At 65.4% G+C, this 26,307-nt stretch carries 16 protein-coding genes; 13 read left to right on the top strand and 3 right to left on the bottom strand.

Annotated elements, in window-relative coordinates:
- The coding region (locus ACP7D4_RS25820) for an IS66 family transposase (protein WP_426212171.1) at positions 1 to 240 on the top strand (240 nt) is incomplete at its 5' end.
- A gap of 106 nt (positions 241 to 346) precedes the next feature.
- On the opposite strand, the gene ACP7D4_RS25815 is transcribed toward ACP7D4_RS25820, so the two are convergent.
- Positions 347 to 1,339 (bottom strand): NAD(P)/FAD-dependent oxidoreductase, encoded by a 993-nt coding sequence (locus ACP7D4_RS25815; RefSeq protein WP_426212169.1) that lies wholly within the window; start codon positions 1,337 to 1,339, stop codon positions 347 to 349.
- 39 nt (positions 1,340 to 1,378) lie between these two features.
- Positions 1,379 to 2,347 carry a MerR family transcriptional regulator gene (locus tag ACP7D4_RS25810; protein ID WP_426212167.1) on the bottom strand — a complete coding sequence of 323 codons (969 nt, stop codon included), beginning with the start codon at positions 2,345 to 2,347 and terminating at the stop codon, positions 1,379 to 1,381.
- 115 nt (positions 2,348 to 2,462) lie between these two features.
- Between ACP7D4_RS25810 and ACP7D4_RS25805 the strand changes: the two genes are divergently transcribed.
- The gene (locus tag ACP7D4_RS25805) at positions 2,463 to 2,771 is read left to right on the top strand and encodes a high-potential iron-sulfur protein (protein WP_426107641.1); all 309 of its coding nucleotides are present in this window, start codon (positions 2,463 to 2,465) and stop codon (positions 2,769 to 2,771) included.
- 28 nt (positions 2,772 to 2,799) lie between these two features.
- The gene (locus ACP7D4_RS25800; RefSeq protein ID WP_426212165.1) at positions 2,800 to 4,104 is read left to right on the top strand and encodes a DASH family cryptochrome; all 1,305 of its coding nucleotides are present in this window, start codon (positions 2,800 to 2,802) and stop codon (positions 4,102 to 4,104) included.
- Between the two features lie 40 nt (positions 4,105 to 4,144).
- Here ACP7D4_RS25800 and ACP7D4_RS25795 read toward each other — a convergent pair whose 3' ends face one another.
- Complete coding sequence (locus ACP7D4_RS25795; protein WP_426212162.1) at positions 4,145 to 5,509, bottom strand: MFS transporter; 1,365 nt, start codon at positions 5,507 to 5,509, stop codon at positions 4,145 to 4,147.
- Positions 5,510 to 5,698: 189 nt separating this feature from the next.
- On the opposite strand from ACP7D4_RS25795, the gene cyoA reads away from it, so the two are divergent.
- The 10 genes from cyoA to ACP7D4_RS25745 form a co-directional block, all read left to right on the top strand.
- Positions 5,699 to 6,697, top strand: a complete 999-nt coding sequence (cyoA, locus tag ACP7D4_RS25790) for a ubiquinol oxidase subunit II (RefSeq protein WP_426107644.1) — start codon at positions 5,699 to 5,701, stop codon at positions 6,695 to 6,697.
- Positions 6,681 to 8,684, top strand: coding sequence for a cytochrome o ubiquinol oxidase subunit I (cyoB, locus tag ACP7D4_RS25785; protein ID WP_426107645.1), 2,004 nt, complete (start codon positions 6,681 to 6,683; stop codon positions 8,682 to 8,684). Before cyoA ends, cyoB begins: the two co-directional genes overlap by 17 nt.
- Complete coding sequence (gene cyoC / locus ACP7D4_RS25780; RefSeq protein ID WP_426212160.1) at positions 8,677 to 9,303, top strand: cytochrome o ubiquinol oxidase subunit III; 627 nt, start codon at positions 8,677 to 8,679, stop codon at positions 9,301 to 9,303. The genes cyoB and cyoC overlap by 8 nt, the downstream gene beginning before the upstream one ends.
- Positions 9,300 to 9,716 (top strand): cytochrome o ubiquinol oxidase subunit IV, encoded by a 417-nt coding sequence (cyoD, locus tag ACP7D4_RS25775; protein ID WP_426212157.1) that lies wholly within the window; start codon positions 9,300 to 9,302, stop codon positions 9,714 to 9,716. The genes cyoC and cyoD overlap by 4 nt, the downstream gene beginning before the upstream one ends.
- A complete protein-coding gene (locus ACP7D4_RS25770; protein WP_426212156.1) occupies positions 9,713 to 10,420 on the top strand; it encodes an SURF1 family protein in 708 nt (235 codons plus the stop codon). The genes cyoD and ACP7D4_RS25770 overlap by 4 nt, the downstream gene beginning before the upstream one ends.
- A gap of 11 nt (positions 10,421 to 10,431) precedes the next feature.
- The gene (locus tag ACP7D4_RS25765; protein ID WP_426212154.1) at positions 10,432 to 11,769 is read left to right on the top strand and encodes an ATP-binding protein; all 1,338 of its coding nucleotides are present in this window, start codon (positions 10,432 to 10,434) and stop codon (positions 11,767 to 11,769) included.
- Positions 11,759 to 12,295, top strand: coding sequence for a response regulator transcription factor (locus tag ACP7D4_RS25760; protein WP_426107650.1), 537 nt, complete (start codon positions 11,759 to 11,761; stop codon positions 12,293 to 12,295). The genes ACP7D4_RS25765 and ACP7D4_RS25760 overlap by 11 nt, the downstream gene beginning before the upstream one ends.
- A gap of 98 nt (positions 12,296 to 12,393) precedes the next feature.
- Complete coding sequence (locus tag ACP7D4_RS25755) at positions 12,394 to 13,371, top strand: diguanylate cyclase (protein ID WP_426107651.1); 978 nt, start codon at positions 12,394 to 12,396, stop codon at positions 13,369 to 13,371.
- A gap of 329 nt (positions 13,372 to 13,700) precedes the next feature.
- Positions 13,701 to 14,243: a hypothetical protein gene (locus ACP7D4_RS25750; RefSeq protein WP_426212152.1), complete on the top strand. Its 543-nt coding sequence runs from the start codon at positions 13,701 to 13,703 to the stop codon at positions 14,241 to 14,243.
- A 134-nt stretch (positions 14,244 to 14,377) separates the two neighbouring features.
- A partial coding sequence (locus tag ACP7D4_RS25745) for an Ig-like domain-containing protein (protein WP_426212151.1) occupies positions 14,378 to 26,307 on the top strand: 11,930 nt, incomplete at its 3' end.

Below are 26,307 nucleotides of genomic sequence, written 5' to 3'. Positions count from 1 at the left end.
GATGCCATCCTGCTGTTCATTCGCGATCTCGCCGTCCCGTTCACCAACAACGTGGCTGAACGCGCCGTGCGCATGCCCAAGGTGAAGCAAAAGATTTCAGGCTGCTTCCGCACCGTCGACGGCGCTGAAAATTTCTGCGTCATTCGCTCCCGCCTCGATACGCTGCGAAAGCAGGGCCACGGCATGCTGGAGGTGCTGCAACGCGCCTTCGCCGGTAATCCTATCCAGCCCACTGCATAGGCGCTGAACAGTCGTTCATAAGAACGTCTATGCGAAGCTTTCCATAACCGTTTCACTGCACCTCATACCCCAAGCTTTAGCGCCGGGATCGACGGGCATTGCCGCGTCAACAGCTCGCAATCCGGTGCGCCAGCTGGCGCCCGCTCAGCCAGGCCGCCTCGACGGTGCCGCCGTTGAGCCAGTCGCCGCACAAACCGATCCCATTGCCTTCGTCCCAGATGCAGCCATCGGTGCGCGCCGGCGCCGCTCCGGCATAGCGCCAGCGATGCGCGCGCCATGCCGACGGCAGCGGCGCGCCCAGCGCGGCAAACGCGGCCAGCAATTGGGCAGCGACTGCGTCGGGGTCGGCGTCGATGTGCGCTTCGCTCCACTCGGCGCTGGCGTGCAGCACCCAGCTCTCGCCGCCATCGCGGCCAGGCTTGGCGCTGTCGCGCGCAACCCAGCACAGCGGCCCGCCTTCAAGCTCGGCGGCGTCAAAACCAAGCGCCAACGGCGCCGGGTACTGCAGCAGCACGGCCCAGCAAGGCTGCATCGTCACGCTCGCGGCCAGCGCCGCATGCCTTGGTGCCGCGTCGCGCAGCAGCGCTGCCGCTTGCGGTGCGGGCAGCGCCAGCACCAGCGCATCGAAACGGGACGCCGGCAATGCGGCGCCCTGCCCCAGCAGGCGCCAGCGGTGCGCGTCGCGTGCCAAGGCGCTGACGGCCTGTTCGGTGTGCACCGCCAGTGCAGCGGCCAGCCAGGCAGCCGGTGCACTCATGCCGGGCGTGCCGACATAGCGCTCGGCGGGCGCCACCGAAGCGCTGCTGCCGTCCGCGCCAAAGCGCCGCACTGCCGGGTACCACGGCGCGGCCACGCCGGCCCGCTCCCAGCGCGCCAGTTCCGCCCGAAAGCCGGGATGCTCGGCGGTGAAAAACCTGGCGCCGTGGTCGCATTGCCAGCCGTCGCCGCGGCGCGTGCTCATGCGCCCTGCGCTCTGGCGCGCCTTGTCGAACACACTGACACGGTAGCCCGAGTGCTGCAGCGCCGTCGCGCAGGACAATCCGGCGATACCGGCGCCAACGACGGCGATGTGACGTGGTTCAGTAATAGTGTGGTCCATATTGACACCTGGGTTGATAAACAATACGCGTGGGTGTGCTCACCAGCCGGCCGGCAGCGGCAAGCCATCGGCGCGCGCCAGGCGCTCAAGCGCCGCTTCCAGCAGCACGCGGGCGGCGCCGGCAGCGTGGTTGATATCTTCGTGAAGCTGCGCGTCGGCCGGGGTGCGTTGGGCGCATTGGGCACTGTAGCGCTCGAAACTGTTTAGCTGCAGCAAAATATCCGACAAATGGCGCGGACAATCGCAATGGATGCTGCTGCGCGCCGCGCCCAGTTCGGCCAGCGCGTGATCGTCAAAACGGCGCGTGGCGGGCGCTGCCGCCGGCGGCGCGCTCGCGGCAGGCGGCACAGCGGGCATTGGCCGGGCCGCCTCGCACAGCAGCACCACTTCGCCCGCGTCGCTTGGCGTGCGGGCTACCAGGCACCCCAAGGCGCGCAGCTGACGAATCGTCGCGCTGGAGCAAAAACGGTACAAAACCACCACGGCCGCGCCCATCTGCAGGCGCAGCGCCGCTATCGCCGGGACAGCCGTGTCGTCGAGTTCGGCAATTTCCACCAGCAGCACGTCGATGTCGGCCCCCGCCAGCGCAGCTGGCGCACTACCCAGCAGCGCGCATTCGGCGACGATGTCCAGGCCGGGAACAAGGCCTTCGCTGGAGGCGAGACGCTGCACCAGCGGGCGCCCCACCAATGCCACGCGCACCGCCGCGCCCGGCGTGCCTGCCGCTGGCCGCTGCGGCAGGCGCGCGAGCTGATCGGCGCTCAGTTGCGCCAGAGCGCCAATGGCATGCCCCTGGTCGACCAGCTGTTTCAGCAGCCTGAGCCTGTCTACCTGCGTTTGAGAGTACAAACGCTGTCCATGCTCGGACCTGAGGGTGTCTGAAATGCCGTAGCGCCGCTCCCACACGCGCAAGGTCTCGACCGGCAAACCGGCCAGCCTGGCAGCTGTGCCACTGCGATAGCGCGCGCCGGCGTCGGGCCGCAGATCTGCTGATGCTGAGTTGCTCATATGATGAACCGCTATTGAACCGTAATTCCGTGCATTATAGCGGATATAATCGGGCGCGGCCGCACGAACGCGCAACGCACCTCGGTACAATTCCAGTTCACTCTCTTTGAAAGGAATGATCATGACAACCCGCCGCTTTTTCCTCAGCGCCATTCCCGCCGGCGCGCTGGCGCTTGGCCTTACCCCCGCAGAAGGCGCCGTCGCGCTGGCGGAAACCGACCCGGCCGCCACAGCGCTTGGCTACAAGGCCGATGCGACTAAAGTCGACACCAAGAAATATGCGAATTATGTCAAAGGTCAAGTTTGCAGCGGCTGCCAGCTGTATGCGGGCAAAGCCGGCGACGCCGCCGCCCCGTGCGCGGCTTTTGCCGGCAAGTTGGTCAATGCAAAAGGATGGTGCATGGTGTGGGCCAAGAGAGCGTGAGTGCCTGTGCGATGGGACGGCTTGCCTGATGAGCACTCTTATCTTTTGGTTCCGCAATGACTTGCGCCTGCACGACCAGCTTGCACTGCACGCCGCTTGCGGAATCGACACGCGCTTTCTCATACCGGTGTTCTGCCTGCCGGATCTGGAAGAGCAAAGCGGCTGGGGCTTTGCGCGCATCGGACCGCAGCGCCGCGCCTGGCTGGGCGGCGCAGTGCGCGCGCTTAGCGACCAGCTGGCCAGACTGAACTGTCCGCTGCTGGTATGCACCGGACCGGCTGCCACCACCCTGCCGCTCCTTGCCCGGGCAGTCGGAGCCGGCAGCATTGTGTGCGAAGACATTGCGGCGCCAGAAGAACAGGCGCAAATTGCCGCGCTGCGGGCCGCTGGCCTCACCGTTAAGACCGTGTGGCAAAGCAGTTTGGTCGATCCGGCGCAATTGCCGTGGGAGTCGAAGGATTTGCCGGCGTCGTTCACGCAATACCGGCAACGACTGGAAAAGGCAGGCCTTCGTCCGCCGGCACCGCTGGCGCCGCCGTCAACACTGCCGCCCTGGCCTGCACATCGCGCAATACCGGCGCATTTGGTCGCCGCAGCGGCGTCGCTAGGCGGCAACGACGGGCCGCCCGATCCCCGCTCATCGCTGGCCGGTGGCCAGATGCTCGATGGCGCAGAAGCCGCGGGACTGGCCCGCCTTGCCCGCTATCTGGCCCGCAAGCTACCGGACAGTTACAAGCAAACGCGTAATCAGTTGATGGGACTGGATTACTCCAGTAAATGGTCGCCCTGGCTGGCGACGGGCGCGCTGTCGGCCCGGCGCATCGTTGCCGAACTGAACCAGTACGAGGCCATCCATGGCGCCAGCGACGGCAGCTACTGGCTGTGGTTTGAATTGCTATGGCGCGACTACTTCCGCTTGCTGCACTTGCAGTATGGCGCACGGCTGTATGGCGCGCGCGGACTCGGGCAAGCGCCCTTGGGCCCGCACAACCAGCGCGGTTTCGAGCGCTGGCGCCTGGCGCGAACGGGCCAGCCGCTGGTTGACGCCGCCATGCGCGAACTGATGGCCACCGGATACCTGAGCAACCGTTTGCGCCAGGTGGTGGCCAGCTACCTCATCTACGACCTTGGCGGCGACTGGCGCGCAGGCGCAGCCTGGTTCGAATCGCAGCTGATCGATTACGACGTGTATAGCAACCAGGGCAACTGGCTTTACCTCGCCGGGCGCGGAACAGATCCGCGCGGAGGTCGGCGCTTCAATGTCGACAAACAGACGGCCGAACATGATCCGGACGGCGCGTACCGGGAGTGCTGGTCGCAGCTGGCGCCTTGACTGCTCCCGGCAACTTCAATCGCGCATCTGATCCCGAATTTCAATCGCGTATATCGAGCGCGCGATTCAGGCTGAGCGCAGCCAGCGAGCAGACGGCACCGGAAAGCAGATACAAGCCCACATACACCAGACCGAACTTGGCGGCCAGCGCCAGCGCCACCAGCGGCGCGAAGCCGGCGCCGACCAGCCACGCCAGGTCGGACGTGATGGCCGCGCCCGTATAGCGGTAGCGGGCCGGGAAATTGGCGGTCACGGCGCCCGAGGCCTGTCCATACGACAGCCCGAGCAGCGTGAAGCCGATCAGGATGAACAAGTCCTGGCCCTGCACACCGCCGCTCATCAGGGTCGGCACAAAGAAACTGAATACGGCGATCAGCACGGCCAGCGTGCCCAGCGTGGTGCGGCGCCCGATGCGGTCGGCAATCCAGCCCGAGGCCACCACGCCAAGCGCCATCAGCGCGACACCGACCATTTGAATGACCAGAAAACCGGTTACCGGCCGCGCCGAATAGAGCATGATCCAGGATAGCGGAAACACCGTCACCAGGTGGAACAGCGCATAGCTGGCCAGCGCGGCCAGTGCGCCAATAAATACATTGCGGCCCTGGTTGCGCGACATTTCTCCGAACGGCGTTGGCTGCAGTTCCTTGTCTTCGAGCAAGTGCGCATACTCATTGGTTGAAATGAGGCGCAGGCGCGCGAACAGGGCTACCACGTTGATCGCAAAGGCGACGTAGAACGGGTAGCGCCAGCCCCAGTCGAGGAAATCGGCGCTGGTGACGTTGGAGAGCAAATACCAGAACACGCCGGCGGCAATCAGAAAACCCACCGGCGCGCCGAGTTGGCCGAGCATGGCGTACCAGCCGCGCCGGTCGGCCGGGGCATTCAAGGCCAGCAAGGACGGCAAGCCATCCCACGATCCGCCCAGCGCCAGCCCCTGGCCGACCCGCAGCACCGACAGCAGCACAATTGCCTTGGTGCCCAGTTGGGCGTAGGTCGGCAGGAAGGCGATGCCGGCCGTGGAAATACCAAGCAGCAGCAGCGCAGTGGTCAGCTTGACCTCGCGCCCGTAGCGGCGCTGGATCGCCATCGACAAGGCGGTGCCGATCGGGCGCGCAATAAACGCGAACGAGAAAATGACAAAGGCGTACAGGGTGCCGGTGAGGCGGTCGGCGAAGGGAAAAAACGCCGACGGAAACACCAGCACCGAGGCGATCGCAAAAACAAAGAAGTCAAAATACTCGGACGCGCGCCCGATCACCACCCCGACGGCAATTTCGCCCGGCGAGATGGCGCCATGGTCGGCGTTGATGCGGCGCGCGTCGGCGCTGAGCGCGCCGGCATCGGCGCCGTAGGGGGCAGTGGAAGGGGCAGCGGAAGGGGCGGCGGAAGGGGTGGTGGACATATGATGGTTCTCCTGCTTGTTCTGGTTGGGCTGGCCATGCGGCGGCTTGACCTCATCATGCACCAAAGCAGGACCGTTTGTCCATTGGTGCGCGGGCCCTGGAAGGGGGGGTAGGACAATTTGTCCAATCGCCTTGCGCGACGCACTTGGGTAGAGTACGAAGCTTGACTCACCAGAAAATGTAATCGCATGATTGCCCCCCTCATTCGCCGTGTCATGTTGCTTTCACCGTTGGCACTTCTGTGCGCCTGCAACACCGTGGTCATGAAGCCTTCGGGCGACATTGCTGCCCAGCAGGCGCAACTGATTGTCGTGTCCACCTTCCTGATGTTGCTCATCATCGTGCCGGTGATTGTGCTGATCATCGTGTTCGCGTGGCGTTATCGCTCCAGCAACACGTCGGCCACCTACCTGCCCGACTGGGACCATTCGACCGGGCTCGAACTGGTGATCTGGGGCGCGCCCCTGTTGATCATCATTGCGCTTGGCCTGGTTACGTGGATTAGTACCCACGTGCTCGACCCGTACCGTCCGCTCAGCCGCCTGGACGCCACCCGCCCCATCCCTGCCGACGTCAAGCCCCTGATCGTCGAAGTCGTCGCGCTCGACTGGAAATGGCTCTTCATCTATCCGGAGCTTGGCATCGCCACGGTCAACGAACTGGTGGCGCCGGTCGACGTGCCGGTGCGCTTCAAGCTGTCCGCCTCGACCGTCATGAATTCCTTCTATGTGCCCGCGCTGGCCGGCCAGATCTATGCCATGCCGGGCATGCAGACCACGCTCAACGCGGTCATTAACAAGCCTGGCGTGTACGAGGGCTTCTCGGCCAACTACAGTGGCGCGGGTTTTTCGGACATGCGGTTCAAATTCCATGGCAAGGACGCGGCCGCCTTTGAAGCGTGGGTCAGTTCGGTCAAGGCGGCCGGCGCTACGCTCGACCGGGCCGCCTATCTGCAACTTGAAAAACCGAGCCAAAAAGACGCCGTACGCCACTTTGGCGCGGCAGAAACCGGCTTGTTCGACGCCATCGTCGAACGTTGCGTCGAACCCGGCGCCATGTGCATGAGCCACATGATGAGCCAGCACAACGCAGTCGCGCCATCTGGTCAACTGGCGCAATCGGGCATTGATGGCGTGTGCATCAAGCCCCCCGTTTCCGTAGAGGCAAACCATGCAAAACAACATTGATCAGACCATGCCGCTGCTCGGGCGCCTGAGCTGGGAAGCGATTCCCTACCACGAGCCGATCCTGATGGCGACCTTCATCATGGTCGCCATTGGCGGCGCTGCCGCGCTCGGCGCGCTCACCTATTACCGTCTGTGGGGCCCCTTGTGGCGCGACTGGGTCACCAGTATCGACCACAAGAAAATCGGCATCATGTACATCATCTTCGGCATTGTCATGCTGCTGCGCGGCTTTGCTGACGCCTTGATGATGCGCGCCCAGCAAGCCATGGCCTTTGGCGACAACGCCGGCTTTCTGCCGCCGCACCACTACGACCAGATCTTCACCGCGCACGGCGTGATCATGATTTTCTTCGTCGCCATGCCGCTCGTGACGGGGCTGATGAACTACGTGGTGCCGCTGCAGATCGGCGCGCGCGACGTCGCCTTCCCGTTCCTGAACAATTTTTCATTCTGGATGACGGCCGCCGGCGGCGGCCTGACCATGGTCTCGCTGTTCGTGGGCGAATTTGCCCGCACCGGCTGGCTGGCCTATCCGCCGCTGTCGGGCATCATGGCCAGCCCCGACCCCGGGGTCGACTACTACATCTGGTCGCTGCAGATCGCAGGGGTGGGCACGCTGCTCTCGGGGATCAACCTGATTGCCACCATCGTCAAGATGCGCGCACCCGGCATGACGCTGATGAAAATGCCCGTCTTTACCTGGACCGCCCTGTGCACCAACGTGCTGATCGTGGCAGCCTTCCCGGTCCTCACCGCCGTGCTGGGCATGCTCTCGCTCGACCGCATGGTCGGCACCCACTTTTTCACCAATGACCTTGGCGGCAACGCCATGATGTACGTGAACCTGATCTGGATCTGGGGCCACCCGGAAGTTTATATCCTGATCCTGCCCGTGTTTGGCGTGTTTTCCGAAATCGTCTCCACCTTTTCGGGCAAGCGCCTGTTCGGCTACACCTCGATGGTCTACGCCACCGTGGTGATCACCATCCTGTCTTACCTGGTGTGGCTGCACCACTTCTTTACCATGGGTTCGGGCGCGTCGGTCAATTCCTTCTTCGGCATCACCACGATGATCATTTCGATTCCGACCGGGGCCAAGATCTTCAACTGGTTGTTTACCATGTACCGCGGGCGCATCCGCTTCGAGCTGCCGATGCTGTGGACGATCGCCTTCATGATCACCTTTGTCATCGGCGGCATGACCGGCGTGCTGCTGGCCGTGCCTGCGGCCGACTTTGTGCTGCACAACAGCCTGTTCCTGATCGCCCACTTCCACAACGTGATCATTGGCGGCGTCGTGTTCGGAGTATTTGCGGGCATTAACTACTGGTTCCCGAAAGCCTTCGGCTACAAGCTCGACGAATTCTGGGGCAAGTGCTCGTTCTGGTTCTGGGTGATCGGCTTTTACCTTGCCTTCATGCCGCTGTATGTCCTGGGCCTGATGGGCGTGACGCGGCGCGTGAGCCACTTTGACGATCCCTCGCTGCAGATCTGGTTCATCGTCGCCGCGTTTGGCGCCGTACTGGTGGCGCTGGGCATTGCCTCGATGCTGATGCAGTTCGTGGTCAGCTACCGCAACCGCGAAGCGCTGCGCGACGTTACCGGCGACCCGTGGAATGGCCGCACGCTCGAATGGTCGACCTCGTCGCCGCCGCCCGACTACAACTTTGCGTTCACGCCCAAGGTGTACGACAACGACACCTGGGCCGACATGAAGGCGAACGGCTATGCGCGTCCGCGCGACAATTTCGTGGCCATCCACATGCCGAAAAACACGGGCGCCGGCTTCATCATCGCTGTGCTGAGCGGTGCGGTCGGCTTCGCGCTGATCTGGCACATGTGGCTGCTCGCTGCAGTCGGCGCCTTTGCCATGGTGGCCGCCGTGATCGCTCACACCTTTAATTACAAACGCGATTATTTCATTCCGGCCGAGCAGGTCGTCCGTACTGAACACCTTCGCTCCCTGATGTTGGATAGCCATGTCTGATCTTACGCTCCCCTCCCCCGACGCTGACCCAAGCGCACGCTTTTACGTGCGCGAACACCATCCCGAGAACGGCACGCTGCTGGGCTTCTGGATCTACCTGATGAGCGACTGCCTGGTGTTTGCCGCGCTGTTCGCCACCTACGCCGTACTGGGGCGCAACTACGCGGGCGGCCCCACTGGCGCGCAACTGTTCGACTTGCCGCTGGTGGCGCTCAACACGTCGCTGCTGCTGCTCTCCTCGATCACTTACGGTTTTGCGATGATCGAGATGCAGCAGCGCCGTCTGCGCCGCACGTTGGTCTGGCTAGGCATCACCGGTCTGCTGGGCGCCGGCTTCATCGGCCTGGAACTGTTCGAGTTCGTGCACCTGATCGGCGAAGGCGCCGGTCCCCAGCGCAGCGGCTTCTTGACGGCCTTCTTCGCCCTGGTGGGCACCCACGGCCTGCACGTCGCCTTTGGCATCGTGTGGCTGGTGACCTTGATCGCGCAACTGGCCAAGCACGGCCTGACGCCGGAAAACGGCCGCCGCCTGATGTGCCTGTCGATGTTCTGGCACTTCCTCGACGTTGTCTGGATCGGCGTCTTTACCTTTGTCTACCTGATGGGAGTGCTGCCATGAGCGCGCCGTTGCACGAAAATACCGGTCCCGGGCACGACCACGACCACGACCATGACCACCACCACGCTGCCAGCGGCCCCCATTCAACCCTGCGCGGCTATGTCACCGGCTTTGTGCTGGCCGTGATCCTCACAGCCATTCCGTTCTGGCTCGTGATGGGCAAGGTCATTGGCAACTCGGCCACCGCCGGCTTTGTCTTGCTGGCCCTGGCGGCGGTGCAGATCGTGGTGCACATGGTGTACTTCCTGCACATGAACACCAAGGCCGAGGACGGCTGGTCGATGCTGGCCCTGCTGTTTACCTTCATGCTGCTGGTGATCATGCTCAGTGGCTCGATCTGGGTCATGTACCACCTCAACCACAACATGATGCCGGGCATGATGAACCAGATCATGCATGCCGACACCCCATGACCCGCTCGCGCCGCGCGCGCTTTTGCGCGGCGCTGTGCATGGCCGTGTTCAGCGCCCTCTTGTTCGCGCTGGGCGTGTGGCAGGTGCAGCGCCTGCAGTGGAAGACGGCGCTCATTGCGCAGGTCGATGCCCGCGTGCACGCCGCGCCCTCCCCCGCGCCCGCCCCGTCCCGCTGGCCGCAGCTGGCGCGGGACAAGGATGAATACCGCCACTTGCGCCTCGAAGGTCGCTTTCTCGACCAGGGCGCCACGCCCGTGCAAGCGTCCACCGTGCTCGGCCCCGGCTACTGGCTGCTGACCCCCTTTCGCTGCAACGATGGCACGACCGTGCTGGTCAACCGCGGCTTCATCGCAGCGCGCAGCGCACCGCCCGCAGGCGGCGATCAGGTGCGCATCACGGGCTTGCTGCGCATGAGCGAGCGCGACAAACCTTTCCTTCGCGACAATAATCCGACGGCCAACCGCTGGTACACGCGCCATGTGCAGGCCATTGCAGCGGCGCGCGGCCTGGGGCCGGTGGCGCCCTATTTTCTCGACCAGGATGCCGCGCAGACGGCTGCGCAGGGTTCGCCGGTCGGCGGCCTGACCGTGATTGCATTTAACAATCAGCACCTGGTGTACGCGATTACCTGGTTTGCATTAAGCTTGATGGCTGCCGGCGGCTGCGCGTTAATTGCGCGCAGCGGCCATACCAAGACAAGCTAAAGGGCTGGACCATGTATCGAACCATCGGACAGGCCGCCTGGCGACAGGCGCCGCTGACCGCCGCGCCGTCACGCCACGCGCCCGGCTACCGCAATATGCGTCATTTGATCGAACTGCGCTGGATTGCCGTTCTCGGCCAGATCACTACCATCGCCACCGTCACGCTCGGCCTGGGCGTGCAGTTGCCGCTCGCACCCATGCTGCAGGTGCTCGCCTGCCTGATCGCCTTTAACCTGTTCAGCCACTTGCGCTGGCACGAAGAAACCACCGTCACCAACAGCCAGGTATTCCTGGCGCTGCTGATGGACGTGGCCAGCCTGACCGCCCAGCTCTCCCTAAGCGGGGGCATGAGCAATCCCTTCGTGTTCCTGTACCTGCTGCAGGTGATCCTGAGCGCCGTGCTGCTGGCGCCCTGGAGCACCTGGACCATCGTCGGCGTGGTGGGCCTGTGCCTGGCATTGCTGACAGCGTTCGCCAAACCGCTGGCGCTGCCGCTCGACTACCAGCATGGCTTGAAGAGCCTGTACATCCAGGGCATCCTGATCAGCGTGGCGCTCAATGCCGTGCTGCTGGCCATCTTCATTACCCGCATCAGCGGCAACCTGCGCGCCGGCGACGCCCAGCTTGCCACGCTGCGCCAGCGCGCGGTGGAAGAGGAACACATCGTTCGCATGGGCCTGCTCGCTTCCGGCGCAGCGCACGAACTGGGCACGCCGCTGTCAACGCTGGCGGTCATTCTGGGCGACTGGCGCCGCATGCCAGAATTTGCCCGCAACCCCGACTTGCTGGCCGAGATAGGCGAAATGCAGGCGCAGCTGATGCGCTGCAAGAGCATCGTCAGCGGCATTCTGATGTCGGCCGGCGAAGCGCGCGGCGAAGCATCAGCCAGGACCAGCATCAAGGTCTTTCTCGACCAGCTGGTTGCCGAATGGCGCGCCGCGCGCCCCGGCGCCGCTTTTGTCTACGAAAACCGGATCGTGCGCGACGTCGCCGTGGTGTCCGACTCGACCTTCAAGCAAATGATCTGGAACGTGCTGGAAAATGGGCTGGAAGCCTCGCCCGACTGGCTGTGCCTGGTCGCAACAGAGGATGGCGGCATGCTCACGCTGGAAGTGACGGACCGGGGCCCGGGCTTCGCGCCCGCGATGCTGGAGCGCTTCGGCACGCCCTACCAGTCGACCAAGGGGCGCCCGGGCGGCGGCCTTGGCCTGTTTTTGGTGGTGAACGTGGCGCGCACGCTGGGCGGCACCGTCCACCCGCACAACCTTGAGCAGGGCGGTGCCCTGGTGCGCGTGTGCCTGCCGCTGGCAGCCATCGCCTGCGAGCCGGGAGACGCAGATGTCCTCTGATCGCATTTTGTTGATCATCGAGGACGATGACGCCCTTGCGCGCACCTTGGCGCGCTCGTTCGAGCGGCGCGGCTACAAGGTGCTGCACGCTGCCAGTTTCGAGCAGGCGGTCGCGCTGCTGCAGTCGCATTCGCCCGGTTTTGCGGTGGTCGACCTGAAGCTGGCCGGCGCCCAGTCGGGCCTGGCTTGCGTTCAACTGCTGCATGCGCACGATGCGGCCATGTCGATCGTGGTGCTGACCGGCTTTGCCAGCATCGGCACGGCGGTTGACGCCATCAAGCTCGGGGCGCGCCAGTATCTGGCGAAACCTGCCAACAGTGACGATATCGAGGCCGCCTTCGGCCAGATCGACGGCAGCGTGGAGCTGGCCTTGACCGAACGGCCGACCTCGATCAAGACGCTCGAGTGGGAACGCATCCATGAAGTGCTGGCCGAGTCCAATTTCAATATCTCGGAGGCGGCGCGCCAGCTGGGCATGCACCGGCGTACGCTGGCGCGCAAGCTCGAAAAGCGGCGCGTCAAGTAAGTGCGGCCGCTCCCGTTCATGCCTGCCGTCAATTAAATCGATTGACGGCAGAGTGTGTTTCCAGTAAAAAACCCTATCTCTCCCCAACGCGCTACCCCATGGCCACAACACTCCCCGCTTCCATGCCCGTCGCTGGCGACGATCCCGGCGTTTATCGCACCTTGCTCGAATCGACGCAAGCGATACCCTGGCGAATCGACTGGGCTACGATGCGCTTCACCTATATCGGCCCGCAGATCGAACAACTGCTTGGCTGGCGCCCGGACAGCTGGTTGTCGGTGGACGACTGGGCCGAGCGCATCCACGCGGAAGACCGCAAGAAAACGGTGGATTTCTGTGTCGCGCAATCGCAGCAGGGCATCGACCACGAAGCCGACTACCGGGCCTTGACGCGCGATGGCGACGAGGTCTGGATCCGCGACGTGGTGCACGTGCTGCGGCGTCCGGATGGCAGCGTCGAGGCGCTGGTCGGCTTCATGTTCGACATTACCGCGCGCAAGCGGGCCGAAGACAAGATCTTGCAGCTGCAGCGCGAACTGGAAGTGCTGTCCTACCGCGACAGCCTGACGGGCGTGGCCAACCGGCGCATGTTCGACACCATGTATCCGATCGAATGGGCCAAGGCGCGCGCCACCGGCGAGCCGCTGTCGCTGGTCGTGATCGACATCGATTACTTCAAACAGTACAACGATCATTATGGCCATATGCAAGGCGACGACTGCCTGCGCCGCGTGGCCCAGGCCATGGACGGCAGCGCCTCGCGCTCGCGCGACCTGTGCGCGCGCCTGGGCGGCGAGGAATTCGTGTTGCTGCTGCCGGCCACGGACCGCGAAGCGGCCCACAACCTGGCCGAGCGCTGCCGCAAATTACTGGGACAACAAAACATTGCCCATGCCCGTTCGGCGGTCGCGCCCATCGTGACCGTCAGCCTGGGCGTTGGCAGCATCGTGCCCGGCCCGCTGGACCACCCGGATCGCTTCCTGGACCGGATCGACCGCCGCCTGTACCAGGCCAAGGCTGCGGGCCGCGACCGGATCTGCGACGCCGACCCTGTCCCCGCCCCCGCAACGACATAATCAAACCCGGCCGCCGATGGAATATTTACCTTATCAAAAGCGCGCCAATTGTCTCAACATAGTTAATTTCCAGAGTTAATGGATGGGCCCGACGCTGAAAATGTCACAGATAATATCCTTGTAGGATAAATCGTACAAAAGAATTCCAATTTTTCTTGACTGCACGATCGTCCATTATCATAATCATATCGGACAAAGATTGGCGAAATTGCACGTGTTTCGCCGGGACTGTCCGGTCTGCCGCGCCTGGCCTGGGACCTGTACCAAGTGGCGATGGAGGCGCACTCGGACCGATTAATCGATATTTGCTGATTCGTACGGGGAATTTAATGAAAGCTACCAAGCTGTTATCGACGTTGTTCATGAGCGTCGTGCTGGCGTTGTCGAGCCACCATGCTCTTGCAACGCCAACCTACGAGGCAAGCGATATTGTCGACGCGCCGGGGCAAGCCGATCGCATGAAGCTCAGCTATAGCACGCGCGACGCGTTTCAAGCCGGCGGCGGCTTCACGCTGTTTTACGATCACGCACAATTTGCCGACCTGCTCGTCACCAGCAGCAGCGCCGACTGGTTCGACACGACCACCCAGCCCGATGCTTTCGCCGGCCTGGACGGCATCATCAATTTCTTGGCACTGATCGACATGACCGGTGTAACGAACAGCTTCGAGGTTGAATTCACTTATCTCGGCAGCGCTTTGCCGGGCAGCCAGCACTTCGAGTTTTTCAACGCCAATTTCGATATTACCGGCGCGGGCCAGACCGCGCCGCTGGTCGCCCAGATTCCCGAGCCGCCCGCCGCGCTGCTGCTGGTGCTCGGCGCGCTTTTGCTTGCCGGCCAACGCCAGCGCCTGAGACGCCGCGCCCTCTGATCAACCCGCTGGTCTTTTGACCAGTTGCCTGCAGGCCTTTCGGCCACCCTTCTTCGTCATCTTGTGCCGGCTCGCGCCGGCGCCAGGATGCTTGTGTCGCAAAATTCCGATTCCAATCCTAGTGGAGAGTCTTCATGACCCGTCGCGCATCCCGTCGTACGTCCCGTCGTTCGTCCCGTGGTTCGTCCACCTTCCGCAACGCGCTCGTCAGCCGTCTGCTGGCACGCATGCTCAATCGCCTGTCGGGCTGGATGTGGCACAATCTGCGCTCGTGCGGCGCCGGGGCGCGCAGCCTGATCGCGCGCTTGCGCCAGGCGCCGCAGGACGCCGCGCCGGCGCTGTTCAAGTTCGAAGCGCTCGAGCCGCGCATCTTGCTGTCGGCCAACCTGGACGGCTCGTCGATGTCGCCCACCGACATCGACCGCGACGTCAATCCGGCCGCGACCACGCGATTGCTTGCCAGCAATGAACTGGGCGACGGCGCCGGCGTCACCATCCGCGGCACGCCGCAGCGCGCCGCCTTGCCGGAGTTTAGCAATCCGCTATCGTTTGTCGACAGCGAGGTGCACCGGTACGGCGCGGCCAGCCTCGCCAGCCAGCTGCCGAGCTGGACCATCGGCGCGACTGCCGCCGGTCCGGTTCCCTCGCTGACCCTGACGGACGCCGACGGCACCCGCATCGTCCTGACCATGGCCGGCAAAGGCACGGCCATCATCACCGAAGGCGCCGCCGGCTACACGATCGCGGTCAGCGGCAGCGACGCCACCACCCAATTGAGCGCCACCACCAGCGGCGGCGACGGTCGCATGGCACTGGCCGCGCTGGACGTGGCGGGAGAAATGAAGTCGTTCAGCGCCGCCACGGCCGACCTGACCGGCGCCATAACCGTCAGCGGCGCCTTGCGCACGCTGGTCCTGGGCGACGCCACCAATGCGCAGATCGTCACCGGCGGCAGCGGTCTACTCGACATTAGCGCGCGAAACTTCAGCGGCGTGCGGGTCAATACCAGCCAGGTCGCCAACACCGTCAAGCTCGGTTCCTGGACCGCTTCCGCCACCAAGGGCGCCATGTTCCAGGCCGGCGGCCTGAACAGCCTGACGGTCGAGCGCCAATTCACGAGCGACCTAATCCTGTCCGGCGCCGGCGCCGGTTTGCTGGTATTGGGCAATGTCAAGGTCGGCGGCAGCGTCGGCGCCGGCGTCTGGTCGATCGCCGGCCGCGCCGGCAATATCGCTTTCGGCAGCAGCGACGCTCTCTGGCGCGCCAATGTCAAGGGCGCATTAAGTCAACTGGTGGTGGCCGGCGACGTTGGCGGCCTGCTGGCGGCGGCCAGCCTGCAGATGCTGCAGGTGGTTGGCTCGGCCCGCAACTTCACCGTGCTCGTGGGCGCCGACCTGGGCAGCGATGGCGTCCTGGGCGGCACCGGCAGCGCGGCCGACACCTTCAGCGCCGGCACGCTCGGGCGCGTGCGCATTACCGGCGCCGTCAGCGGCAGCACCTTCATGGTCGGCGTCAACCCCGTCAACGGCAGTTTCAACGATGGCGACGATGTTCTACTCGGCACCGCTGCCAACAAGATCCAGGAACTGTACATTGGCGGCGCGCTCGACAGCGCCAGCCGCATCCTGGCGCCCGGCTTTCCCGCCACCGTCAGCGTCAACGGCGCCACGGTCAATCCCACGACCTTGCCGCAACTGGGCACCCAGCCCGGCGACCGCGTTGCGCCCACCGTCAGCGCGCGCCTGGCCGGCGACACGGGCGCGAGCGCCAGCGACCGGCTCACGTCCAACCCGGCCATCGCCGGCTCCGCACTCGACGCCAAGGGCGCCACCGTCCTGCGCGCCGCGCTCGATCCGGTGGGCGCGGCGCTGCCCACCACCGACGTCAGCTTCGCCCTGCAGGGCGACGGCAGCTTCCTGCTGACGGCCACGCAACTGGCCAGCCTGGGCGGCGGCACGCTCAACGACGGCGTGCACAGCGTGCGCGTGGTCGCGCTCGACGCGGCCGGCAACCGTTCGGCCCCGACCGACGTCGTCTTCACGCTCGACCGCGCCGCGCCTACCGTCACCGCGCTCGACCTGGCTCCCGACTCCGACAGCGGCGCCGCCGGCGACCAGCAGACCACCAGCGCGATCGTCTCGCTGCAAGGCGTGGGCGAAGCGCTGGCGCAGGTGGTCTTGACCGCCACCGGCGCGCAAGTGCAAGCCGGCGCCGACGGCAGTTTCCGCTTCGATGGCATTGCCCTGACGCTCGGCGCCAACGTGCTGTCGGTGTCGCTGTTCGACGCCGCCGGCAATGTGTCCCAGCGCAGCGTCACCATCACCCGGACCAGCACCGGCGGCGGCGACGCCACCTTGCCCACCGTAAGCGCCGCGCTCGCGGTCGACACCGGCAGCTCGGCCAGCGACCGCATTACCAGCAACCCGGCCATCCGCGGCAGCGCCAGCGACAACGTGAAGGTGGTTGGCCTGAGCGCCATCCTGGACCCGATTGGCGGCGCGATGCCCAATCAAGACATTAGCGCCAGCATGCAGGCCGACGGCACCTTCCTGCTCAGCGCAGCCCAACTGGCCAGCCTTGCCGGCGGTGCGCTGAACGCGGGCAGCCACACGCTGCGCCTGCGCGCCACGGACGCGGCCGGCAACCAGTCGGCCCCGTTCGACCTGAGTTTTACCTATGACAGCACGGCCCCGGCCATTGCCTCGTTCGCCTTTGCGGCGGCCGACGCCAGCAATGACAGCGGCAGCCAGACCGGCGCCGCCTTCGCCCAGATCAAGGGCCAGGCCGAGATCGGCGCCACCATCACACTGGCCAGCCAGAACCTGAGCACCGTGGTTGGCGCCGGCGGCACCTTCGTGCTGCCGGGCGTCGCTTTGGCGCCGGGCGATAACGTCCTCACCTTGAGCGCCACCGACGCCGCCGGCAACAGCGCCACCCTGACCCGCACCCTGACCCGCGTCGCCCAGCAGCACCAAGATCCGGTGCTGGCCTGGAATGCCATTGCGCTTGGCGCCATCAAGCTGGACGTGTCGAACCCGACGGTAGCCACGCGCATGCTGGCCATCCAGAGCATTGCCGTCTACGATGTCTTAGCTGCCATCGAAGGCACACCGGCGTTTTTGGTCAAGCAAAGCGTGACCGGTCCCGTTTCGGCCGAGGCCGCCGTGGCGCAGGCCGCCTACCGCGTGCTGTACCAGCTCTATCCGGGCCAGCGCGCCAACTTTGACGCCGCGCTTGCCGCCAGCCTGGCCAGCGTTCCCGCCGGCGCCGCCAAGACGGCCGGCATTGCCCTGGGCAACAGCATCGCCGAAGCCGTGCTGGCCATCCGCGCCAGCGATGGTTACCTCGATTATGCCACCGACGACGGCACCGACGAGCTGGGCAAGTGGCGCCCCACGGGGCCCTTGTACATGGTCTCGCAAGACCCGCAATGGCAAGACGTCACGCCCTTCGTGCTCGCTTCCAGCGACCAGCTGCGCGCGCCGCCGCCGCCGTCGCTCGATTCGGCCGAATACGCGGCCTCGCTTGAGAAAACCCGCGCGCTGGGCGCTGCCACCGGCAGCACCCGCACCGCCGACCAGACCCAGCAGGCCCAATTCTGGGCTGACGGCGGCGGCAGCATTACCCCGCCGGGCCACTGGAACCAGATCGCCGCCCAGGTCGCCGCAGCCCAGGGCAACAGCCTGTCGGCCAATGCGCGCCTGATGGCCGAACTGAACGTCGCGCTGGCCGATGCGGCAATTGCCTGCTGGGATACCAAGTACACCTACGACGCCTGGCGTCCCGTGACCGCGATCCAGCAGGCCGACCTGGACGGCAACGCCGGCACCACGCTGGACGCCGCCTGGGAACCACTCTTGATCACGCCGCCGCACCCGGAATACGTGTCCGGCCACTCCACCTTCAGCGCCGCTGCCGCCGGCATCCTGAACGCCGCCTTTGGCGAGCATGTATCCTTCAGCACCACCAGTTCCACCCTGCCGGGCGTGACGCGCAACTACACCAGCTTCGACCAGGCCGCGCACGAGGCCGGCGAAAGCCGCATCTACGGCGGCATTCACTTCGAGTACTCCAACCTGGCCGGCCAGGAAATGGGCAAGCAAGTGGGCGCGGCAGTGCTGGCGCGCTTTGCCTTGAGCCAGGATACGCAGGCGCCAAGCGTGGTGCTGGGCGACACCCGGGACGCGGCCAGCACCAACTTGACGCTGAGCGGCCAGGTGCTCGACAACTTGTCGGGCGTGGCCACATTGCAATGGCGCATCGATGGCGGCGCCCTGCACGACGTCGTTTTTGATGCCGACGGCAAGTTCAGCGTCACCACGGCGCTGGCGCTCAATGGCAGCGCCGACGGCGAACACACCGTTTCCCTGCTGGCGCGCGACACCGCCGGCAATTTGAGCGCGGCCTACAACCGCGCCTTCACGCTCGACACCAAGGCCCCGGTCCTGTCGCTGGCCAGCCTGGCTGCGGGAGACGCCTTGAGCGCGTCGTCGCGCCTGACGGGCAGCACCGGCGCCAGCGGTTCGGCCATTGTCAGCTTGCACTACACCGTGGATGGCGGCGCCAGCAAGTCGCTGACCTTTGACCCGGCCACCGGCAACTTCGACCAGGCCCTCCCGCTTGGCAACCTCGGCTTTGGCGAACACACGCTGCAACTGCGCACCGAAGACGGCGCCGGCAACGTCAGCACCCTCTCGCGCAGCGTCACCATCACCGCGCTGGGCGCTTTTGCCGTGAGCGGCGTGACCCCGGGTGACGGCAGCGCCGACATCGGCACCACCTTCCGCCCGCAAGTGCACTTTACGCGCGCCGTCAATGTGGCGACCTTGAACGCCCAGACCTTTTACGCGACCGGTCCTGACGGCGTGAAACTCGACACCACCATCGTGCCGGCCCTGGACGGCAGCTTCGCCTGGCTGTTCTTCAATACCCCGATGCCGGGCGGCAGCAGCATCACCTTGCACTTGAACGGCTCGGCCATCCGCGCCGCGCAGGACGGCCTGTTCCTCGACGCCGACGGCGACGGCGCCAATGGCGGCGAACTGAGCTGGAGCTTTTCCACCGTCAGCACCACCAGCGTGGCCGGCACCCGCTTGACCGGACGCGTGGTCGATCCAGGTCCGGATCTGCAACCGATGACCTTTGACGACGTGCGGCGCGGTCCGGACGGGGTGATCCACACGCCGGACGACGTGTTCCAGCTGCCGATCGCGCATGCGCGCGTGTTCATCATCGGCCGGCCCGACCTGACCACGTTCACCGATGCCAACGGCAACTTTTCCTTCGACAATCTGCCGGTCGGCCACGTCAAGGTCGGCATCGACGGGCGCACCGCCACCAATCCGCCTGCCGGCGTGTTTTTCCCGGAAATGGTCATGGATGCCGATCTGCGGCCAGGCATCAACAATACGCTGATGGGCAGCATGGGCACGCTCGACGCGCAGGACGCCAATGCCGAGCGCACCGAAGTCTATCTGCCGCGCGTGCAATCGTCGGCCATGCAGGCGGTCAGCGAGAGCGCGCCGACCACGATCACGGTCGACGCCCGCTCCGCGCCGAACCTGACCGACCAGCAGCGATCCGCACTGTCGCTGACAGTGGCGCCGGGCAGCGCCATCGGTTTTGACGGCAAGGTCATGCAGAACGTCAAGATCGGCATCAATACGGTGCCGCCGGCGCTGGTCAAGGACATGCTGCCCGCGGGCGTGATGCAGCATACCTTCGACATCACCATTCAAGCGCCGGGCGTGGACACCTTTGCGCAGCCGGTGCAGATCAGTTTTCCGAACGTGTTCAATGCCGCCGCCGGCACCAAGCTGAACATCCTCTCGTTTGATCACACCACCGGCATGCTGGTCATTAACGGCACCGCCACGGTTTCCGCCGACGGCAAGAGCGTGGTCTCGGACGAAGGTTCGGGCATTTCCGCGCCGGGCTGGCATGGCGTCACGCCGCCGGGCGACTGCGGCGTGGGCAACAGCCCGCCGCCGCCGCCGCCGCCGCCAACCCCGGCCGACACCAGCAACCAGAAAGACCCGGTTACGCTTCCCTTGCTGCTGGGCGAAGCGGGCACCTTTTCCACCTTGAGCTGGAGCGCGCCGGCCAAGTTGCCGGACACGCCACCGCCGCCGCCGGTCGACCCGAATTGCCCGACCCCGCCGGTCCCGGGCGACCCGGCCGGCAAGAAGCAACCGTTCATCACGGTGACGATTGACGTCTCCGGCCCGCTGGCCGACTTCATGAAGGCGTCCGGCTCGCTGGCGCTCAGTTCCACCACGTTCACGCTGCAGGCCGGCACGGGCGAAACCAAGACCTTTGGCGCCAGCGCCAAGTCGTACACCGAACTGATCGCGGGCGGGCTCAAGCAACTGGAAGAAAACCGTCTGTACGGCAGCAAGATTTCGATCACCGAGGTGACGGGCAAGTCCGACGGCTCCACCCATACCGAAAAATCCAGCTACTTCCTGTATCGTTTCGTCGATACCACCGACGACCAGCATGGCGACGGCAAGATCGCCTTCGGCCAGACCATCAGCGACGGCGCCGGCGCCTCGGTGCGCTCGGTTCCCTTGACCATCCTGGCCGGGGCGGCGGCGCCTACCATGACGCTGGCCGACGCCACCAATTTTATGCACGACAAAGGGGCAGGGAAAGTCAGCTTCGATCCCAAGACGGCGATCGGCGCGCAAAACACGACGATTCAGATCGCCAACCCGGACAATGGCGGCGTGGCCGGATCGATTTCGCTCAGCGGCCCGGCAGTCAACAAGCAAGGCTGGGCCTTCAACGCCGCCTCGTTTGAGACCCTGGTCAAGAAAATCGCCGACAATGCGGCCGCGTTCCCGAGCGTGAGCGCGGCCGAACGCCTGCGCATCGATACCAAGCCGGAGCGTGATGCACTGCTCGCCTCGATCAGCGCCCAGACCGCGGCCCTGTTCGCCGCCGGTGGCTTGACGCCGGGCATCGCCGAAGGCGGTGCGGGCGCCAATGTGCTCAACGTTTCCTTTGTCGAGAACCCCGTGCAGGACGAGCTCGGTGGGGCCACGGGCGCACTGACCGCTGCCGACGTCGGACTGGCCGATCTGGTCTCCCTGGGAACCAATGCGGCCACTTACAGCAAGGCCGAGCTCGCGTTCCGGGCGGCCGCGCTGGTGAACAACAATTTGTCGGGCAATATCGTCTTTTACCTCGATAACTTCTTTGAAAATGGCGTGACGACGGCCGGCAGCGATATGAAGTTCGCGCTTGGCATGAACAATGCGCATGAAATCGGTCACCATCTGGGACTATTCCACACCGGCGACTCGGCGACGACCTATGTCGCGGGCGGCGCCACCGATATCATGCGCCAGGGCCTGTACACCACCAATTCGCAGCAGTTCAACTTGACCACCGACGCCGCCAAGCTGGGGCTGCACATGAACTACACGATGCAGGAAGCGGCCAAGGCGGTCGCCTATTACCTGGCCTATCAAAATGCCGTGACCGCCAATCCAGGCTGGGGTGGCAACAGCATTGGCACCGGCAGCGCGGACGTCGGCCCCGGCCTCGCTCCGCTCGCTACCCCGACCCTGGCCATCCTGACTGAAGACAACGCCGTCCTCAGCGCCGTGCATGACCTGGGCAACGTGATCGTGGACGGCGCCGCCGGCCAACGCTTTAGCGCCGACTGGACACTGCGCAATATCGGCACCGGCACGCTCACCTTGCAAAGCATCGACGCCATCGCAGGCAACACCGAGATCAGCATCGACGCGGCCGCCACCGACCGCACGCTTGACGCCGGCCAGAGCACCACCTTGCACGTCGCCTTCGACCCGCTCACGGTCGGCGCCTTCAGCCGCACCCTGAAGTTCGTTACCGACAGCGGCCAGACGGTGGAAGTCACGCTGAAGGGCAACGGCATTGCCGCCGGTCCTGCCATCAAGGTCGCGGCGACCGAAAACAATCTGGGCGGCGCCGTGGCCAACGCCGGCACCGTTTCGCGCGCTTCGGTCAACGTGATCACCAACCAGGGTGCGCAAGACCTGGTCATTTCCGACATTTCGCTCGTTTCCGGCACCGACGCCTTCAAGCTGACCGGCATCGTGCCGGGCGCGCCGATCACGCTCAAGACCGGCGAAAGCTTTACTTTCGGCGCCAGTTTTACGCCGGGTAAGCTCGGCCTGCAGCAAGGCCAGATCCGCATCACCAGCAATGACGCCCAGCATCCGAGCGTCACCGCCGGCGTGGTCGCCACCGGCGTCGAAACGCGCCTGGTGGGCCAGTGGGGCAACGACTATGTCGCCATCCAGGTGGATCAGGCCGATCCGCTGCGTTCGGTCAGCGGCAAGGATGGCCGCTTCAGCTTTTTCTTGCCATCGTCCAAGGATTACCACCTGGCCGTGTTCGATCCCGTCACCGGCCTGTTGGCCAACCGCACCGGCACCACCGGTCCGTCCGGGCAGCCGACCGACCTGACGCGCAACCTAGTGTTTGCCGCCAGCGTTGCCGCCGATACCGACTTCGACGGCCTGCCCGACGATATCGAATTTGCCATCGGCTCCAATCCCGCCAAGGGCGACACCAACAAGGATGGCATCAACGACTTCGCCTCGATCCAGCAGGGCATCAACCCGCTGGGTAACCTGGCCATTCCGACCGGCGTCCTGGCCGCCGTCAACCTGGCCGGTTCCGCCGAGGCAGTGGCCGTGGCGGGCGCCGCCGGCAATGGCAGCGCGCTGACCGCCTACGTTGCCACCGGCAGCGCCGGCTTGGCCGTGATTGACGCCTCGCGCTTTACGGCGCCGGTGCTGGTGGCCGCGCTCGACCTGCCCGGCACCAGCGTCGACGTGGCGGTGGACGAAGGGCGCGCCGTCGTCGCCGTCGCCGCCGGTTACGCCGGCCTGCATCTGGTCGACGTGCGCGACCCGTCCGCGCCCGTGCTGCGCCAGAGCGTCGCCTTCTCCGGTGCCGTGAGCACCGTCCAGATCCGCGACGGCATTGCTTACGTCGCCACCGGCAAAGTGCTCGCCAGCGTCGACCTGAACACCGGTGCCGTGCTGGCCACGCTCGACCTTGGCGCACTGGGCGGCACCACGCTGACCGACCTCGCCTTTGACGGCAATACGCTGTACACGATGGACAATAGCCGCCATCTGCGCGCCATCAGCGTCACCGGCGACGTGCTCACCGCGCGCGGCGCCTTGCAATTGGCAAATGGCGGGGGCAAACTGTTCGTGGGCGGCGGCGTCGCCTACATTGGCGGCGTGGGCGGCTTCCAGCAGGGTTTCAGCACCGTCAATGTCAGCAACCCGGCCAGCCTGGTGCTGCTGAGCGACCCAGACGCCACCAATATCGTCAACAGCGCCATCGTCGCCAACGGTTCGGGCCTGGCCGTGAGCGTGGGCGCGATCAACGGCGCCGGCAACATGGTCCATGTGATGGACGTGTCCGATCCGAGTCGCACCGACCGCTTTCTCACCCAGTACCTGCTGCCGGGCGCCCCGCGCGACCTGGCGCTGGCCAACGGCCTGGCCTTCGTGGCCGACGGCAGCGGCGGCCTGCAGATCGTCAACTACGCCGCCTTCGATACCAAGGGCGTCGCCCCCACCGTGTCGATCACGGTCGACACCGTGGATGTGGACCCCGCCACGCCCGGCATCCAGGTGCTCGAAGGGCGCACCGTCAGCGTCAGGCCGACCATTGCCGACGACGTGCAAGTGCGCAATATCGAGCTGCTGGTCAACGGCCAGGTCGTGGCCAATGACGCCAGCTTCCCGTGGGAACTGATCACCCAGGCGCCCACCATTGCCAGCGGCGGGACCAGCATGACGCTGCAAGTGCGCGCCACCGATACCGGCGGCAACACCACGCTGTCGGCGCCGATCGTGCTGGCGGTGGTGCCCGACACCTTCGCACCGGTCTTGGCGTCGATCAGCGTGGCCAATGGCGAGCGGCGCTTCTTCGTCCGCTCGATCGATTTGACTTTCGATGAGCCGCTCGATGCGGCCAAGCTGGACTTGGCGGGCGCCACCTTGCTGCGCGCCGGCAGCGACGGCCAGTTCGGCACCGCCGACGACACCGTCATCGGCCTGCACTTCGACAGCCGCAACCGCGGCCAGACGCTCAGCGTGATTGCCGACACCTTCCTCACGCCCGGCGAGTACCGCCTGAGCATCGCGCCGTCGATTCTGGCCGACCGCGCCGGCAACCAGTACGGTTCGGCCATCGTGCGCAGCTTTACGGTGCGCCCGGCCAGCGACATCCGCGCCGCCAGCGGCACTGCCGCCATCCCGAGCGCGCCGTCGGCCAACCCCGGCCAGCAAATCGGCCTGGCGGTGCCGTTCGATCCGTCCACCACCAAGTTGCAAGTGAAGGTTGTCGACAGCAACGGCACCGTCAGCACGGTCGTGGTGCCGGTTGCCCGCGTCAACAGCGCCACCGGGACTGCCTACTTCAACTTGCCGGGCGACGCCGTCAGCGGCGACGCCGTGGTCTATTCGCAAGTCGGTGCGGTCCGTACCGATTTTACCGACGGTACTTTCCCGCTCCAGATCATCCCCGTCATTACCAGCATCGACGTGCAATCGGTCAGCGCGGACGGCAGCAGTGCCGTCGTGGTGCTGCACGGCGCCGGCTTTGTCGAAGGAGCGCTGAGCGAATACCGCTTCGGCGCCCAGGTCATCACCGACACCGGCACCGCGTCCGGGCCCGACGTGCAGTCAGTCTACGACTACGTCGCCGGGCAGTACGTCAACGGCCAGGTCAGCATCACCGTTGCCCTAACCAATGGCGTATTTGGCGCCATCAGCGTCAAGACCGCCGGCGGCGTGAGCGCCAGTTTCAGCGCCAGCCTCGACGCGGTGCAGGCGCTCGCCTTCTCGGGCACGCCGGCCGATGCCGCTACGGCCTCGGCCAATCCGGGCCAGGCCATCACCTTGCGCGGCACGGGTTTAAGCACCGACAGCGATATTTTGCTGCGCTATACCGACTACAACGGCGCTGCGGCCATGGTGCGTGTCAGCCCGGTTGCCGCCAGTGCTGACGGTACCCAGGCGACCTTGCTGGTGCCGTTCGAGGCGAACGGCGTGTTCTCGCTGCAAATGTTCGGCTCGGCCAGCCAGCCGCTGCTGCAGATCGTCCCGACCCTGACCCGTTTTTCGGCCGCGGGCGACCAGCTCACCGGCAGCGGCCTGGTCGAAGGCGCCACGCGTTACGATTTCCCGAACGGCAGCATTGCCGACACGCAGACGGGCGCCGGGCCGGACGTGAGCTATTACTACGATCCGGCGCGCGGCGTGTATGTGTACGGCGGCCAGGTCAACTTCGGCAGCGCCGCCCTGCACCACTACGGCACCGGCAGCGTCAGCCTCACCACGGCCGGCGGCACGTCGGCCCCGATCGCCCTGAACACGGTACGCGTGGGCAGCGACAGCGCCGGCGTCGGCCAGCTGGGCGACGTTGCTTTCGACCCAACCAGCGGCGCCTTGTGGACCATGGACGCGAGTAATCCCGGCCGCCTGTTACGGGTCGACCCGGCCACTGGCCTGGTGCTGCAAACCATCACCCTGACACCGGCCGGCGGCAACCAGTACACGGGCAACTACGCCGGCCTGCAGATCCTGGGGCAAGCGGTCAACCTGGCGGGCGTGAATGTGCCTGCCGGCAGCCTGCTGGTCTTCGAAGGCTATCCTTACAACGGCAGCAACAGCGTGGCGGCCATCAACCCGGCAACCGGCAGTCTGATCGCGCGCCTGGTGATGCCTGAGAACTATTACGCCACCGCGGGCCTGGTCGATCCAGCCAGCGGCCACCTGTTCCTGCTGTCGCACCAGGCCAACCAGATGGTGGAAGTGAATGCGCAAACGGGCGCCGAAATTGCCCGCTTCGCCATTCCATTCAATATCCAGAGCCACGCCGGCATCGCGCTCGACCCGGTCGACGGCAATTTCTGGATCGGCAGTTACAACACCATCGGCCAGGTGGTCAAGGTCAGCCGTACCGGCGCCGAACTGCGCCGCGTCGACCTGGGCAGCCAGGGCATGGACGTCAACGACATCAGCGGCCTGGCCTTTGATGCCGA

Source organism: Massilia sp. TWP1-3-3, assembly GCF_049897805.1.
Lineage (GTDB): Bacteria > Pseudomonadota > Gammaproteobacteria > Burkholderiales > Burkholderiaceae_D > Telluria_A.
Note: the sequence above shows the minus strand (reverse complement) of the source record. Positions and strands in the feature narration are given on the sequence as shown.